The sequence below is a fragment of the bacterium genome (genome assembly GCA_021372515.1).
In the GTDB taxonomy this organism is placed as follows: domain Bacteria; phylum Gemmatimonadota; class Glassbacteria; order GWA2-58-10; family GWA2-58-10; genus JAJFUG01.
The window spans coordinates 1-16,432 of record JAJFUG010000162.1; the positions used below are offsets into that span (position 1 = coordinate 1).

Annotated in this window: 11 protein-coding genes; 9 read left to right on the forward strand and 2 right to left on the reverse strand. The window is 65.6% G+C overall.

Annotation, left to right across the window (positions count from 1 at the left end; all coding sequences use genetic code 11):
* A partial coding sequence (locus tag LLH00_14885; GenBank protein MCE5272563.1) for a right-handed parallel beta-helix repeat-containing protein occupies positions 1 to 1,115 on the reverse strand: 1,115 nt, incomplete at its 3' end.
* A 45-nt stretch (positions 1,116 to 1,160) separates the two neighbouring features.
* Positions 1,161 to 2,660: a right-handed parallel beta-helix repeat-containing protein gene (locus LLH00_14890; protein MCE5272564.1), complete on the reverse strand. Its 1,500-nt coding sequence runs from the start codon at positions 2,658 to 2,660 to the stop codon at positions 1,161 to 1,163.
* A gap of 445 nt (positions 2,661 to 3,105) precedes the next feature.
* On the opposite strand from LLH00_14890, the gene LLH00_14895 reads away from it, so the two are divergent.
* From LLH00_14895 to LLH00_14935, 9 genes are all read left to right on the forward strand, one after another.
* Complete coding sequence (locus LLH00_14895) at positions 3,106 to 4,965, forward strand: DUF4091 domain-containing protein (protein ID MCE5272565.1); 1,860 nt, start codon at positions 3,106 to 3,108, stop codon at positions 4,963 to 4,965.
* A 180-nt stretch (positions 4,966 to 5,145) separates the two neighbouring features.
* Positions 5,146 to 6,357, forward strand: a complete 1,212-nt coding sequence (locus LLH00_14900) for an ROK family transcriptional regulator (GenBank protein ID MCE5272566.1) — start codon at positions 5,146 to 5,148, stop codon at positions 6,355 to 6,357.
* A gap of 461 nt (positions 6,358 to 6,818) precedes the next feature.
* On the forward strand, positions 6,819 to 8,849 hold the full coding sequence (locus LLH00_14905; GenBank protein ID MCE5272567.1) for an acetylxylan esterase: 2,031 nt from the start codon (positions 6,819 to 6,821) through the stop codon (positions 8,847 to 8,849).
* A gap of 60 nt (positions 8,850 to 8,909) precedes the next feature.
* Positions 8,910 to 10,472 carry a twin-arginine translocation signal domain-containing protein gene (locus LLH00_14910; GenBank protein ID MCE5272568.1) on the forward strand — a complete coding sequence of 521 codons (1,563 nt, stop codon included), beginning with the start codon at positions 8,910 to 8,912 and terminating at the stop codon, positions 10,470 to 10,472.
* 37 nt (positions 10,473 to 10,509) lie between these two features.
* On the forward strand, positions 10,510 to 12,348 hold the full coding sequence (locus LLH00_14915) for a DUF4091 domain-containing protein (GenBank protein ID MCE5272569.1): 1,839 nt from the start codon (positions 10,510 to 10,512) through the stop codon (positions 12,346 to 12,348).
* A gap of 15 nt (positions 12,349 to 12,363) precedes the next feature.
* Positions 12,364 to 12,504 (forward strand): hypothetical protein, encoded by a 141-nt coding sequence (locus LLH00_14920; GenBank protein ID MCE5272570.1) that lies wholly within the window; start codon positions 12,364 to 12,366, stop codon positions 12,502 to 12,504.
* A gap of 230 nt (positions 12,505 to 12,734) precedes the next feature.
* Positions 12,735 to 14,045: an SGNH/GDSL hydrolase family protein gene (locus tag LLH00_14925; protein MCE5272571.1), complete on the forward strand. Its 1,311-nt coding sequence runs from the start codon at positions 12,735 to 12,737 to the stop codon at positions 14,043 to 14,045.
* A gap of 42 nt (positions 14,046 to 14,087) precedes the next feature.
* Complete coding sequence (locus LLH00_14930; GenBank protein ID MCE5272572.1) at positions 14,088 to 15,386, forward strand: GDSL-type esterase/lipase family protein; 1,299 nt, start codon at positions 14,088 to 14,090, stop codon at positions 15,384 to 15,386.
* Between the two features lie 37 nt (positions 15,387 to 15,423).
* A partial coding sequence (locus tag LLH00_14935) for a Gfo/Idh/MocA family oxidoreductase (GenBank protein ID MCE5272573.1) occupies positions 15,424 to 16,432 on the forward strand: 1,009 nt, incomplete at its 3' end.

Genomic DNA, 16,432 nt, shown 5'->3' on the forward strand with positions numbered 1-16,432 from the left:
GAATTCTTGTCGTTGCCGCTCAAAGTGCGCCAGGCGGCCAGGCTGATCCGGTTGTCGTTGCGCGTGACCAGGTCGCTCTCATCCGAGCCCCAGTGCAGGTTGTGGTCGCAGATGACGCTTTCCAGGTGCTCGGTGTCCATCTGAAGGGTGCCGCGCTGGTCGCCGGTGACGAAGATATTGCCCGCGATCAGCACTTTCTCGCTGGTGGTCTGCACGTTGATACAGGCCCGGCCCTGGCCGTGACGGAATATCACCGTGTTGCCCATGACCAGCACGCGCTTGGAGCCCTGCTCGAACGTGCCGGTGTCCTGGTAGATCGTGATCCCGGCGGCGTAGTTGTTGTAGACCAGATTATTGCGCACGATCACGTCGTGCACGTGGGTCATGTTGATCCCGGCGCCCCCGGCCTGGCCGTTGCCGTAGATTATGTTGTCCTCCACCAGACCGTTGTTCAGCACTCCGTCGCCGCCCGCGATTTCCGGGTCGCCGTTCATGTGCAGGCCGTTGCCGGCGTTGTCGTGGACCAGGTTGCCGCGGATGACGAAACGGTCGCCCGAGTTGCTGTGGTAGATGCCGTGCTGCTCCTTGGAGCGGCAGCACTCGTTCTTCTCGAACACGATGTCATCGGCGAAGCTGGTGAATATGCCCCATACTTGGTTATCCGCGCAGAGGCAGCCGGTCACCGTGACATGGTCGGAAAAGCGCACGGCCAGCCCGGCGCGCGCGGCGGCGCGGAAAGTGAGACCCTCCAGCCGCACCTGTGAGCAGTCCTGCACGCGGAAAGCATCCGGCATCTCGGCGACACTGCCCTGGACAATCGCCCCCAGGCTCTGGCCGCGGATCACCGTGGGCGCACCCGGCACGCTCTTGAGGCTCAGTGTCACCCCGCCGGCGTAGACCCCCTCGCGCACGATCAGGGTGTCCCCGACCGAAAGGCGCGACACGGCCACGGCCAGGGTGCGGAACTCGGCCCCATCCGCCGCGGCCGCGGCGTCATCCCCGGCCGGCGACAGGTACATCGTGCGTGCGGCCAGAGGCGCGGCTGCGCCCATGAGGACCAGTAAAGCACTGCCCAGGGCAAGACGCGCGGCGCGCAGCAGTTGAACAGTGGACATTGGTCCCTCCGGCAGGAAAGGGTACAGGGTTACGGCCCGCCGCGCTCAGCGCGCGGCCAGGGCCAACAGAAAGTCGAGCGCGTCCAGAATATCCACCCGGCCGTCGGCGTTGAAATCGCAGCGCCGGTCGGCAGGGTCGCGGCCGATCAGACGGACCAGGGCCGGGGTGTCCGCGCGCCCGATCAGCCCGTTGCCGTCCAGATCGAAGCGCTGGCTGTCACTGAATCCCATCTCGTAGGCTCCGGCATCCGGACCGGCGCCCACCGGCCGCCAGGTGCCGCGGATATCCTCCTCCGGAAGGGAATCGAGCTGCGCCAGCATCCATTCGCAGCCCTCCAGGCGGACCAGCATGGCGCGCAGGCTGTCGCGCGGCACACCGGCATCCAAAGCTGGCGATGCGGCCTCCAGGTTGAAATTCCCCGAGTCGGGCCGTACGAACAGCGGGTCGGCGATCTTCGAGTGCGTGTCGTTGCCCGTGGCGCGCACCCAGGCCGACAGCTTCTCGGAGCGGTCCTTGACCGAGACCAGGGTGGTCGTGTCGGCGCTCCAGTGGACATTCCAGTCGCTGAGGATCGTGCTCAGGTGGTCGGAATCGACCTGCAGCGTGGCGGAGCGCGAGGCGGCCACCAGGATATTGCCAGCCACCACCACCTTGCGGCTGGTGGCGGCGATATTGACCACGTTGCGGTCGTTGCTGCGGAACCAGACCGTGTTGCCGGTGATCAGCACCCGCTGCGAGCTCTGCTCGTCGCCGCCGTTGTCCTGGTAGACCGTGAACCCGCCGGCGAAATTGTTCCAGATCAGGTTGTTGCGCACCAGCATGTCGTGGACATGGGTCATGTTGATCCCGGCGCCGCCAGCGTTGCCGTTGCGGGTGATGATGTTGTTCTCGACCAGCCCGAAGTTCATCACCCCGTCGCCGCCCATCTCCGGGTCGCCGTTCAGGTGGATGCCGTTGCCGGAGTTGTCGTGGATGTAGTTGCCGCGGATGACAAAGCGGTCGCCGGAGTTGCTGTGATAGATGCCGTGCTCGTCCCTGGAGCCCCAGCACTCGTTGCCCTCGGCGCGGAAATCGTCGACAAAGCCGGTCAGGATGCCCCACTTGCCGTTATCGCCCATGCGGCAGCCGGTGACAGTGATGTGGTTGCAGTTGATCAGGCAGAGGCCGGCCCGGTTGCCGTGCAGGAAACTCATGTTCTCGACCGTGACATACGAGCTGTGGTCCAGGCGCAGGGCATCCAGCTTGTTGCGGCTGGAGTCGAGCACTGTAGCGGCGCCCTCGCCACGGATGAGAATCGGCTTCTCGGCCGTGCCCTGGAGCGTGGCGATCAGGCCCCCCCGGTAGGTTCCCTTGCGCACGATAAGCGTATCGCCCGCGGCCAGGGAATCGAGGGCGCGGAAGATACTGGCGAACACCGCCCCGTCGGCAAACGGCGCGCTGTCGTCGCCCCCCGGCGCCAGGTAGAGCGTGCGCGCCGCGAGTGGAGCGCAGAATACGGCCATAATGAGCAGCGCCTGGCTCAGGTGGCGGATTTTACCCGGCATCGACTCCTCCATTTTCCAGTTTCCGGTCGGGCTGCACCTGTCCTGCGGAGGGTTTTCCGCCTCAGGCCACCCCGGAAGTTTCTCAAGTCTAACATCCCGGTCTAATCGGTTCAACAGTAAAATGATAGCCGGCAAAAGAAAATATCTTGCTCATTACGGCAGATGGACTATATTTTTTAAAATCGCCCAATTTCTTCATTTGCGGGCTGGACACAAGACCGCGAAACGGTTTTAACGCCATCGGCGATTTTGCCGTTAAAACGCAGAAAAACCAACTTGCGGCTGGCACAGGCTATCGAGCAAACACTCTTCAGACGGTGGCTTCTTTGCAGCGCTCAGTCCTGCAATCCGACGCACCGCCGCAGACTTCCCACAGCAGTCAGGCTGGCAGCACCCGGACACTTTCCTGGGGGCAGGCCAGCCGAAAACGATCCCGGAGGACAAGTTGAACAGGCCTAGCCGGAAGATAACAACCGTCGCAGCGCTGCTGGCTGTTGCGGCGATCTCGCAGGTCAATCCGCTGAGCGCCGCGGTCAGCGGGGTCTGGGTGGCGGGCGGCTCGGAGAAAGTTTTCCGCTACCAGGAGAACCACCCTTGCCGCGGAGGCAGCACGGTCTGGGACGGCAAGGCCATCCACCTGACCGGCCTGTATAACGAGGTGCTGGGCTTCCAGGTGATCGTGGAGGCCGACAGCCTGGGCGCCCAGGCCGTGGAGGTGACAGTCACCCCGCCGATGAGTGCGGCCGGGGGGAAGGCCATCGGGCTGGACCAGCCGGCCGATTACGGCCCAGGGGGCAGTTTCGAGGTCCTGGCCGAGCACTACATCCAGGTGCAGCAGCAGACCGAGCAGAAGAAAAAGAGCAACTGGCTGGGCGCGCCGGGCGATGCCTGCCTGCCCCCGCGCATGGAGGGCTGGATACCGGACGCCCTGATCCCGCGCGGCGCACGGGCCGGACGCGGCGGCCAGCCGCTCGATATCCCGCGGGCCAGCCGCCAGGTGCTGCGCGACCACGAGGAGACCGTGGTCCCCACGCCCCTGGTGCAGAACCAGGGTTTCTGGATCGACCTCTACCTGCCGCGGGACAAGAGCTGGCCGGCCGGCCTCTACCGCGGGACAGTCAAAGTGCTGTCCGGCGGGAAGACCGTGGCCAGCCTGCCCCTGGAGGTGAACCTGCTGCCGCACTACCTGCCGGATGAGAACCACTCCAACGCCTGGGTCTTCAACAGCGACATAAGCGAATATTTTCCCGGAACGAGCCAGGCCCAGTTGACCCGGATACTCAAGTTCCAGGCCCACCGTCACCGGATCGACATGGTGGGCGGGGCCGAGCCGAACAAGAGCGCTTACGACGAGAAAATGCTCGAGGCCTACCGTCCCTGGCTGGACGGCAGCGCGTTCACTCCGGCCCAGGGCTACCAGGGTCCGGGCGAGGGCCAGGGCGAAAAGCTGTTCCCCATCGGCATGTACGGCGAGGACGTGCTGGACCGCGAGAACAAGGCCTCGGTCCAGCGCCAGAGCGACCTCTGGGTCGAGTGGTTCCGCCGGCACGCCCCCGCGGTGGAGTATTTCTACTACATCATCGATGAGCCCGGCCCGAGCCAGTTCTACTGGATCGACAGCATCGCGGGCTGGATACACAACAACCCGGGCCCGGGTAATAAGCTGCCCGTGTTCCTCACCCGCGAGTACACCCCCGAGATCAAGGACGCCATCGACATCTGGGCCGGCGCGGTCCAGACCGCCAAGCTCGATTCGCTGCATGCCGCGGGCAAGCAGTACTGGTTCTACAACGGCAACCGCCCGCACTGGGGCCACACCATGCTCGAATGCGAAAGCGCCGACCTGCGGGTCAACGCCTGGATCAAGTACCTCTACGGGATCAACACCTGGTTCGTCTGGGAAAGCACCCACTGGACGCACAACGCCAGCGGCCCGAAAGGTCATCTCCACCAGCGGGTGTTCTCCAACCCCGTGACCTACATCAACTGGTGGTGGGACTACGGCAACGGGGACGGGGTGCTGCTGTATCCGGGACGCATGCCGTTCTACCCGGATGAGGACTGTGGGCTGGATGAGGTGCTCACCTCCATCCGCTACAAGAATATACGCCGCGGGCAGCAGGACTACGAGCTGATGTGGCTGGCCGAGCGGAAAGTCGGGCGCGCCAAAGTGCTGGAGGTTGTACGCTCCATCGTGCCCCAGGCCTTCGACACCGTGCCGGACAAGGGCCACGTGCCCTGGACCGAGAGCGGTGAGGACTACGAGAAAGCCCGTCTGCGCCTGATCGGTCTGCTCGGAAAATAGAGTCAAAAAAGATTGTTGCCATAAAATGTGTGGCAAGATATATTGGTTCATCATGCAAACCAATGTTTGTTCCGGTCCGGTCGCCGGACTCAGGCCCGCGGGCCTTTCCCCTGTCCGGACAGCCGGATCCGAGCCGCTTGCCCCGCCTCAGTATTTTTGCATCTTTCCGGAGCGTTGTCTATGAGATTCGATTTCCGCAATGTGGTCCCCGCCGATCACAAGATCATGCGCCTGATCAACCGGGCCAATGTTCTGAACATCATCCGGGAGAAAGCTCCGATCTCGCGGGTGGAGATTTCCAAGATCACGGGGCTGAAAAAATCCACCATTTCGAGCATAGTCAACGAGCTGATCTCGGACGATCTGGTCTACGAGGACAGCTTCGGCGAGAGCGCCATCGGCCGCAAGCCGATCATCCTGCGGCTCAAGGAAAAAAGCCGGGCTGTCGGGGTGATCGATGTCCGGCACGTGAAGACCACGGTCGCGGTGTGCGACCTGGGCTGTAACGTCCTGAAAAGCGTCGAAGTGCAAACCAGCCAGGGCAACGACCGCGGCGAGGCCTTTTTCTCCGAGCTGGGCCAGATCATCGCCCGGATGGCGGAGGAGGTGGGCATTCCGCTGGCCGGAGTGGGGGTGTCCGCGCCCTCGATGGCCAGCCACAAGGACGCCCTGATCTACCTGGACCGTACCCATCACTGGCAGAACCTTCCGGTGCGCAAGCTGATCGCCGAGCATGTCAAATGCCCGGTGTACGCCGACAACGATGGCAAGGCGGCCGCCCTGGGCGCGCTCTGGTTCGCACCGGAGGCCCAGGACGCTTCCAGCTTCGTGTTCATCCATGTCTGCGAGGGCATCGGCGTGGGCCTGGTGATCGACCACTCGGTCTATCACGGCGCCTATAGCCTGGACGGGCATTTCGGCCAGTCACTGATCAAGATGGACGGCCGCTGGGAGGAGATCAACCAGGACAACACCTGGGAGGACAACGCCTCCGACCTCGGGGCGGTAAAGCGCTACGGCGAGTACAGCGGCAAGCCCTGGACCGGAAGGGTGCACGAGATCGAGGCCCAGATGGAAAAAGTGATCGCCCTGGCGCGCCAGGGCGACAAGTACGCCATCCGGGCGCTGCAGGAAACCGCGCGCTACCTGGGCGTGGGCATCGCCAACATCAACTGCGGCCTGGGACCCGAGAAATTCCTGGTCTCCGGGCGGATGGTGAAAGTCTGGGACATCTGCGGTCCCGAGCTGATCCGACAGGTCGAGCGTCAGACCTATGTCCGGGTCAAGCCCATCGAGCTGCTTATCCTGCCCAGCAACCTGCCAAGCCCCACTTTCCACGGGGCGCAGGCCCTGGTGCTGCACGATATCTTCCGCAGCTACCGCCTGTCCTGAGCCGGGGTTCCGTCCTGCCGCAGCCAGGCAAGCCATTGAAGCTCCCGGTCCCGGAATCCGCGGGGCCGGGAGCTTCGGTTTGACCGCCGGGAAAGCGCGCATTTTGTTTGCGTAAGAAAATCGCCGGGTGTATAATAAGTTTATCTCACGCCCCCCCCTGCGATGCCCGCCGGCCGGAGAGAAACCCCGCTGGAGCGCTTCCCGCCGGGGTTGACGGTCCGGGCCTTTTCGAATGAATTCCAGCCGCCTGCCCGAGGTCCTTCTTGAAAAGACGGAAAGTTCCGGCGCAAAAATCCATAAAAAAAACCAATCTCCAGCCGCGGCTGACAGCCAGTTCAAGGCCCGGCGTCCTCCCGCCGTCAGAGTCCCTCACGGCGCCCAACAGTCCCGGCTGCCCGGCGGCGGCCTGATCCCCGTCAACCATTTTCCTGTCGCTGTCTCCCTCAATGGAGGCCGGTCTTATGCGAATCGAAGCCCTTGTCTGCTGTCTCTGCCTTCTGGCCCTGGCCTCTGTCGCCGCGGCCCAGGACCCTCTGCAGGAGGCTTTCCGGGTCTACACGCGGCAGGTGGCGCCCGGGATGCGGGTCACCCCCCTGTTGCGCTACCAACTCGACACTGCCTGGCGCCAGGACCACGCCCGCGTGCAGCGCCTGGAATCAATCGGCTCGGCCGAGGAGCTGCGCCAGTACCAGGGCGAGTTGCGCAGCCGTCTGCTTAGCTGCCTGGGCGGCCTGCCCGCCGACAAGACCCCCCTCAACGCCCAGGTTACCGGCACCCTGCAGGAGGAGGGCTACCGGATCGACAAGGTCATTTTCGAGAGCCTGCCGGGATTCCATGTCACGGCCAATCTGTACATCCCGGATGGCGCCACGACACCTTCCCCGGCCGTGCTCCTGCCCTGCGGGCACTCGTTCAACGGCAAGGCCCATCCCGGCTACCAGCGGATTTGCGGCCGCCTGGCCCGCCGTGGCTATGTGGTCCTCACCTGGGACCCGGTCGGCCAGGGCGAGCGCAGCCAGTTCTGGGACCCTGCCGCGGGCGAAAGCCGCTACAACCGTGTCTGCGGCGAGCACGCCATAATGGGCGACCTGGCCTACCTGGCCGGGACCAATCTGGCGCGCTGGGAGGTGTGGGACGGCATCCGGGCGCACGACTACCTGCTCACCCGGCCCGAGGTGGACCCCAAGAGCATCGCGATTACCGGCAACAGCGGCGGCGGCTTCCAGACCGCTTTCCTGGGGGCGCTGGATGAGCGCAACAGTGTGGTGATGCCCTCCTGCTACATCAGCAGCCTGCCCATGCGCATGGCCAACCGCATCTACTCCGACCCGGACAACGACCCGGAGCAGGACCTGTCCGGCATGCTCTCCGAGGGCATCGACCACGCCGGGCTGCTGGTCCTGGCCTGGCCGCGCCCGCTGGCGGTTAACCTGGCCCTGCTCGACTTTTTCCCCATCGAGGGCGGGCGCATGGCGTTCCGCCAGGTGGAGCCGCTCTGGCGGCGCTTCGGCCGGGCGCAGGACATCCAGCTCAACGAGGGCTACCATCCCCACGGCTATTCCAGCGAGAACCAGGAGAAAGCTTTCGCTTTCCTGGACCTCCAGAACGGCCTGGCCCCCCGCTGGGGCCTCGACTCCACCGCGGTCCTGCCCGAGCGTGACCTCTGGTCCACCTCGAGTGGCCAGGTGCGGCTGGAGTATCCGGACGGCGTGTCGTTTATGGAGAGCCTGCGCCGCTACTGGGCCGGGCGCCGCGAAAACGGCAAGGTCAGCCTGGACAGCCTCTACCGCAGCCCCCTGCGCCCGGCCATTGAGAGCTGGAGCGTGCTGCCGGAGGACGGCAGCCGGCCGGAGAAAAGCATCCTCTGGCAGAAAGTCGGCAGCGGCCGGGTGGACGGCTACACGGTGGACCGCTATGCCCTGACCCACAGCGGCGGGCTTCAGATACCGCTGCTGCATTTCCACACCGACAAGTCATCCGGCACCGCCCGGCTCTGGTTCAGCCTGGACGGCAAGGTGAAAAGCACCGAGTGGCCCCAGCTCAAGGGCCGGCTCGAACAGGGCGTGGACCTGATCAGTTTCGATTTCCGCGGCCTGGGCGAAAACCGCCTGGACTATCAGGTGACCAGCGTGGACGACCCGCGCCTGGCCGGCGTGCCGCTGGAGCAGCAGTATTTCAGCCCCCAGTCCGGTGTGCTGATAAACTACATCGCCAACTCGCTTCTCACCGGACGGCCCTATTTCCTGCAGCTGGTCGAGGACATCGAGATCGTTTCCAAGTTCGCCCGGGAGGCCCTGGGCGAGGGCAGCCTGAGTGTGACCGGGGCCGGCAAGGCCGACCTTCTGGCGCGTTCGGCCGCCTCGGTTGTCCCGGGCCTGGAGTACAGCCGCTCCCCGGATGCCGAGGAGATGAACTGGTCGCGCCTGGTGGAAACCGGCTCCGAGGACTGGCCCGTGCACTATATCCTGCCCGCCGGGGCCTACGTGGAGTGAGTGCGTCTCATCGTTCCGGCTGCGGCCGGAACCGCTGACAACATACAAGGAGAGAGACCCATGCTCGGAAGACGCAGTTTCCTCAAGGCCACGGGGCTGTCCCTGGCCGCGGCCGGGCTGAGCGGCGCCCCGGCCCGGGCCGATATCCCGGACCACCGCTGGGATGGTTACGATTTCGGGCCGGCCCCCGCGATCACCGACCGTCTGAACCAGGGGCCCTTTACCATCGACCAGGACCAGGGCTGGCGCTACATCGGCTACTCGACTCCGGCCAAGGGGCATGTGCGCAATTTCGGCCTCGGCCTGGTCGGCTACACCTGGGAGGAGGGCGGGCCCTCGCTCAAGGCCCGCCGGGGCGAGGAAACCCTGGAGCGGCACGTGGAGAAGCTCGCCACACTGCCCTTCGTCGATATCCTCTACATCCGCTGCGACTGGCGCGACATCCAGAAACAGCCGGGCAAGCTGGAATTCTCGCCGGTCTGGAAGCTGACCCTGGACGCCGCCAAACAGTACGGCCTGCGCGTGGGCTTCCGCATCCAGCTCTCCAGCCCCAACATCCAGCCCAAGCTGCTCTCCATGCCCGATTTCCTGCAGAAAGAAGTCCCGATAGTGAACATCGGCGGCAAGGAGCGCGAGGGCTTCGACTGCCGCGAGCCGCGCTACGACCACCCGGCTTTCCAGAAAGCTTTCCGCGAGCTGAACGAGCTGCTGGCGGCCGAGTTCGACAACAACCCGCTGCTGGAGTTCATGGACCTGATGATGTACGGGTTCTGGGGCGAGGGCCACACCGGCGACATTCCCAATCCCTTCCCCGACTATATGACCGCCGAGCGCACCATGCTCAGCATGGCCCAGATCCAGTTCGACACCTGGAAACACCTGCCCCTGGTGGTCAACACGCAGCCCGACATCAGCAAAACCGGCAACCGCGAGGTGCTCGACCATGCCGTGCGCGCGGGCTGCTGGCTGCGCTCCGACTCCATCGACCTGATCGAGGAGCCGATCCAGGTGGAGCGCCTGTCCAACCGTCCCCCCTGGCTGGCCGTGGTGATGGAGCAGGGCAACGACCGCACCTACGACATCCGCGACCTTCCGCCTGACACCGCCGGGGTGAACCGCATGGAGGTCGCCTGCCAGCACGTGCTCGACCTGGGCGCGGGCTACTGGTCGCTCTGGACCGAGTCCGACAACCTGGCCAGCTACAACGAAAAGTACCCGGAGGGGTTCGCCGCGCTGCAGAGCCGTATGGGCTGGCGCGTTCGTCCCTCCTGGGTCTGGCAGCGCAAGCGCTACGGCACCAGCGAGGTGGTGGTCGCTCTGGCCAATGACGGCGTGGCCGGAGTGCCGGGCGCGCTGCGGGTCTATCTGGAAAGCCTGGACGGCAAGGTGTGCCTGGGCGGCAGCCTCGACCCGGCGCACCCGTTGGCCGGCAAGCTGCGCCAGTGTAATTTCATCCTGCCACAGGGCCTGGAGGGCCAGAAATTCAAGCTGCGCGCCGAGATCGAGACCCGCGGCGTGCGCCGTCCCGTGCGCTGGGCCTGCGCCCAGCCGGGGGAGCCGGATGGCTCGCTGGTGTTCCAACTGGCCCGTTTCGAGGATGAGGGCTGGCGCAAGGGTATCTGAGTGCGTTCGAGACCATAACCCTGACTGGAGAGGACTCATGCGTGCTATCGGATCGGTGATGTTATGTTGCGTCCTGGCCCTGGCCCTGTCGCGGCCTGCCGCGGCTGGGGTCACGAAAGTCTGGGCCGTGGGTGACGGCGAGAAAGTGTTCCGCTACGACCAGGACCACCCGTCCAGGGCGGCCAACAGTGTCTGGGACGGCAAGTCGGTCAGCCTGACTGGCCTGTACAACGAGGTGCTGGGTTTCCAGGTGATCGTGGAGGCCGACAGCCTGGGCGCTCCGGCCGTGGAGGTGAGTGTCGACCCGCCGGTGGAGCGCGCCAGCGGCAAGGCGATCGGCTCCGCCGGTGCGCAGTACGGCCCGGGTGGATACCTGGAGGTGTTCAGCCAGCACTACCTGCTGATCCGTGAGCCCACCAAGCCGCAGTGGTTCTACGGCTCCGAGGCCTCCGCCCCCAAGCGCATGACCGGCTGGATCCCCGACGCCCTGGTCCCGCCCGAGGCCCGTCCGGGCCGCGGCGGCTTCCCGGTCGACATCCCGCGCGCCCGGCGCGAGGTGCACCGCCGTCAGAACACGCTGGAGGAAACCCCCACGCCAGCGCGCCAGAACCAGGGTTTCTGGGTCGACCTCTACCTGCCCCGCGACAAGTCCTGGCCCGCCGGGAAATACCTGAGCAACATCCGGGTGCGCTCCGCCGGCCAGGAGGTGGCGGTAATCCCGGTGACAGTCAACCTGCGCCCGCATTTCCTGCCCGATGAGAACCATTCGAACATCTGGCTCTTCGGCAGCACCAAGGTGGTCGCCTCCTACTATCCCGGCCTGCCCGACTCGCTGGCCGAGCGCATGCTCAAGTTCGAGTGCCACCGTCACCGCATCGACATGGTTGGCTGCTCCGAGGCTCACGGCTCGCCGTTCGACCAGGCCCTGATGGACCGCTACAAGCCCTGGCTGGACGGCAGCGCGTTCACCCCGGCCGCCGGCTACCAGGGTCCCGGCCAGGGCCAGGGCGAAAAACTTTTCACCGTGGGCATCTACGGCTCCATCACCGGACGGGTCTTCGACAACGAGCAGTCCGCCCGCGCCGAGAGCGACAAGTGGGTCACCTGGTTCGAGAAGAACGCCCCCGGGGTGCGCTATTTCTGGTACATGATCGATGAGCCCGGCCCCGTGCAGTTCGACTGGATCAAGCAGCACGCCGGCTGGGTCCACGACAACCCGGGACCAGGCAAGCGTCTGCCCGTGTTCACCACCCGCAGCTACACCCCGGAGCTGGACAAGGATATCGACATCTGGGCCGGCCACAACGGCGTGGACCTGAACAAGCTGGCCGCGATCAAGGCCCGCGGCGGCGACCACTGGTTCTACAACGGCAACCGTCCCCGCTACGGCGCGGTGATCACCGAGGCGGACGCCGTGGACCTGCGGGTCAACGGCTGGGTCAAGTACATCCACGGCGTGAACACCTGGTTCCTCTGGGAGGGAACCACCTGGGACCACAACAACCAGGGGCCCAAGGGCCATCTGCACCAGCGCATTTTCAGCGATCCGCTCACGTTCATGGGCAGCGGGGACAGCTGGGCCAACGGCGACGGGATCGTGTTCTATCCGGGACGCAACCCGTTCTACGAGGAGGAGGACCGCGGCGTGAACCGCATCCTCGGCTCCATCCGGCTCAAGAACATGCGCCGCGGACAGCAGGACTTCGAGCTTATGTGGCTGGCCGAGCAGAAAGCCGGGCGCGAGAAAGTGCTCCAGATAGTCAAGGGCGTGGTGCCCAGATCCCTGGAGGCGGACATGAAAGACCCGGTGAGCTGGTCCGAGCACGGGGACGACTACGATAAGGCGCGGCTAAAGCTGATTGACCTGCTGGACTGAAGAGAGAGCTGACAGATGAGAGCGAACAAAAGGCTTGTCCTTTTCTGCACCTCTATCGGCCTGTCCCTGGTGGCCGGGGCCGCCTGCGGCGCCCGGGGCTACGTGGAGACTTTCAGCCAGCATGACTGTGAGCTTGTGTGGCTGGCCGGCAAGTGAGGTCTGTTGGTGCCGTGAGTCTTGTTCGGCTTCCGAATTGACGTGTGCTTCTATGCTTATGCAGGGGCGCACCCGCGGGTGCGCCCCTGCATAAGTCTCTGTCGATGCTGCTCCACCGGAACTAAGGAAAAAGTTGGCTTTTCATTCCTGTTTGTGATACAGATATTGTCATGTCGGAATTACCCCCAAGGCGGTCTTCACCCGAAAAATACCATGTGAGGAAACGGATGATGCGTAGTAAATGGTTTGTGCCTGGGATTCTTGCCCTGGCTATGGTGGCCTGCGGCGGTGGTGAGCTTCAACCGCGCTCGCGGGCGCAGGACCTGGGTCAGGCGACCCTCAAGGTCATGCGGCTGGAGATGAAAGCCTCCGCTGAGGGCAGGGCCCTGGAGGGCGAGGCCCTGCTGGCGGACAGCCTTCTGAAGCGGCTGGACGACGGCTGTGTGCGGATCTGGGTCGACAGCGGCAGCGGCGACTGCACCGCGGAGATCGACTCGCTGATCGAGCTGACCGACCGCAGCGAGCTGCAGACTCCCGACAGCCTGGATGCCGCCGCGGCCGCGGTGGAGGTGCTGCGGGACGCCCCCGAGGTCACCGACATGGCCCGCCCCCTGCTGGAGGGCTACGCGGCCACGCTGATGCTCAACATGGACGAATCCCGCGAGATCGCCTCACGCCTGCGGCCTATCGAGCTGATGCTCTCGGCAGGGATACCGGTCACCTACCGCGACCTGGGGCTGGCCGGTGCGGACACGTTGCGCCTGATGGAGCTGGCCGGCAAGATGTCCGAACTCTGCGGGGCGCAGCCGTTCGGCGCCACGGCCTTCGATTTCTTCATCGCCATGCGCCGCCTGGATGATGTCGGCTCGCGCTTCGGCAGGCAGAAAGACGCCGGCGACCTGGCCGCCCAGGTCATGGCCCAGCCGGGCTTCGACAGCCTGCGGCCCAAGCTTGCCGCCCTGCCCGCGGCCACGGTCGCTTTCTTCGGCGATTCCCAGACCGACAACCGTCACTGGTCCTCGCCCGCCCACTATCCCAACGTGATCCAGGCGGTCTGCGACTCGGTCAACCCGGCGCTCAAGGTGGTCAACGCCGGCATCGGCGGGGATGACAGCCGCGAAGGCCTGGCCCGTATCCAGAGCGATGTGATAGACAAAGCTCCCAATGTGTGCTTCGTGCTGTTCGGCGGCAATGACGCCATGTTCTGGGGCCGCGACCACAGCACGGTCAGCCCGGAGCAGTACCGTCAGAACATCGCCGAGATCACCACGCGGCTGAAGGCCATCGGCTGCCGGGTGGTTCTGCTGACCTACCCGACCATCCCGTACATGCAGCCGCCGGAGGCCGCGGTGCTGGCGCAGATGAACCAGGGGCTGGCCGCGGTGCGCGACAGCCTGGGCGCCGAGTGGCTGGACACGGCCGCCCTTTTCGCTCAGCACGAGCCGCGCCGTATGTACGCCCCGGACATGATCCATTTCTGCCCGGAGGCGCACCTTCTTCTGGCCCGCCGGATACTCGACTATCTGGCCGAGGGCAAATGACTCACTGAATTTCGCCGCGTACTTTGAACCGGAGGCCCGATCATGCGCAAGACTTCTGTCCTTTTCAGCCTGCTTACCATCCTGGTCGCAGCCTGCTCCACCGGCGGCACGAAAGACCGGGCCCAGCGCCTGGCCTCGGCCTGCCTGGAGGCCGTGCGCATGGAGCAGGCCGCCATGGCCGCCAAGACCACGCTCACCGGCAGCCAGGCCACGGCCGACAGCCTGTTCCTGGCCGCGATCAAGTCCAGCCCGGAGTGTGTGAGCGGGTACGCCGCCACGGGAACCGGCGAGTGCGCCCCCGTGATCGAGGCTTTCCTGGCCGCGATGGACAAGGAGAAAATCCAGCCGCGCCCGGATGACCCGGCCGCCGTGCTGGGCGGACTCCTCAAGGGCCGGGTGACAAAGAACCCGCAGCTCGTTGACGGCTACCTGGCCGTGTTCCAGATGTGTATGGAGATCGATCGCGACGGCACCGTGCTGCAGGACCTGATGCCGTTCGTGGTCGCCCTGGGCTGCCCGATGACCTACCGCGACCTGGGCCTGGACGGGGTGCCGGATGCCGAAACCCTGGGCGCAGAGGCCGCTGCAAAAGTGGGTGAGGTCCCCTACGCCAAGACCCCCGAGGACTTCGTCATGCCCCTGGTCAAGATCGACAGTTGGGGCGGCAAGTTCAGCGGTCAGGTCAACGCCGACACCCTGGCCGCGCGCCTGATGGCCGAGCCCTGGTTCGAGCCGCTGCGGCCCGGCCTGGAACGCATGAGCTGGACCCGGATCGGGTTCCTGGGCGACTCGCACATGGACAAGCGCCACTGGTCCACCGCGGCGCCGTTCCCCGAGATCGTGCGCGGCGTGCTCAAGGTGGTCAAGCCCGAGGCCGTGGTGATCAACGCCGGCGTGGGCGGGGATGACTCGGGCGAGGCCCTGGCCCGCATGGACACCGACATTGTCGCCAAAAGCCCGCAGATCGTGTTTGTCAGCCTGGGCGGCAACGACAGCCGCCACTGGGACAACAGCCCCACGCCCAAGGTCAGCCCGGAGCAGTTCGTACTCAATTTCACCGATATGACCGGTCGTCTCAAGGCCATCGGCTGCCGGGTGGTGCTGATGGAGCCGCCGCACTGCCCGGAGCACTCCGGGGCGGACCTCGAATCCTTTAACGCCATCTGCGACAGCCTGCGCCTTCTGCCCGAGCGTCTGGGCACCGGCTGGCTCGGCTGGACCCAGGAGCAGACCGAGGCCGACCCGAAGACCATTTTCGCCCGGGACATGATCCACATGAACCCGAACGGGCACCTGACCGAAGCGCGCAAGGTCATCGAATACATGGCCACCCAGCAGTAGGCCCCGGCCTGAAACCACAACCGGCCCAGGAGGCGCGGTGAGTCACGACCTGAAATACCGTCCCGACCTGCCCGCCGACCGCGGGACTCCTATCGGCTGCGTGGGCGCGGGCTTCATCATGAGCGACTGCCATCTGGTCGCATACCGGGCCGCCGGGTTCAACCCCGTGGCGATATTCGACCCCAACGCCGAGGCGAGCGCAAAGGCCGCAGCGCGCCACGGCATCGCCCGGGTGCACCCCAGCCTGGATTCCCTGCTGGCGGACGAGGAGGTCCAGGTGCTCGACATCGCCGTGCCCCCGGATGTGACCCTCTCCGTGGTGGAGAAAGCGGTCCGGCAGGCCGGGCACATCCGGGGCCTCCTGGCCCAGAAACCACTGGGCAAGGATATGGCCGAGGCGCGCCGAATCGTGAGCCTCTGCCGCGAGGCCGGGATCACCCTGGCGGTCAACCAGAACATGCGTTTCGACCAGTCGGTGCGCGCCTGCCGCGACCTTCTGGGCCGCGGCGCCCTGGGCGAGCCGGTGCTGGCCACGGTGGAGATGCGGGCCATCCCGCACTGGATGCCCTGGCAGGCGCGCCAGGGCTGGTGCACGCTGCGGATCATGAGCATCCATCACCTGGACACGTTCCGCTACTGGTTCGGCGACCCGGACCGCGTGTTCGCCAGCCTGCGCACCGACCCGCGCACCAAGTTCGCCCACACGGACGGGATCGCGCTGTACACGCTGGAGTATGACAAATCCGGCCTGCGCGCCGCGGCCTGGGATGATGTCTGGACCGGGCCCTGCCGCGAGGGTGCGGCCGGGGACATCTACATCCGCTGGCGCGTGGAGGGTACACTTGGTATGGCACGCGGCACTATCGGCTGGCCGCGCTACCCGGCCCACGCCCCCAGCACCCTGGACTGGACCACGGTGGCCGACAGCGGCGCCTGGCACAGCCCGCGCTGGGAGGAGGTCTGGTTCCCCGACTCGTTCGCCGGGCCCATGGCCGACCTTCTGATCGCCCTGGAGCGCGGGGAGAAGCCTCCAGTCTCGGGCGAGG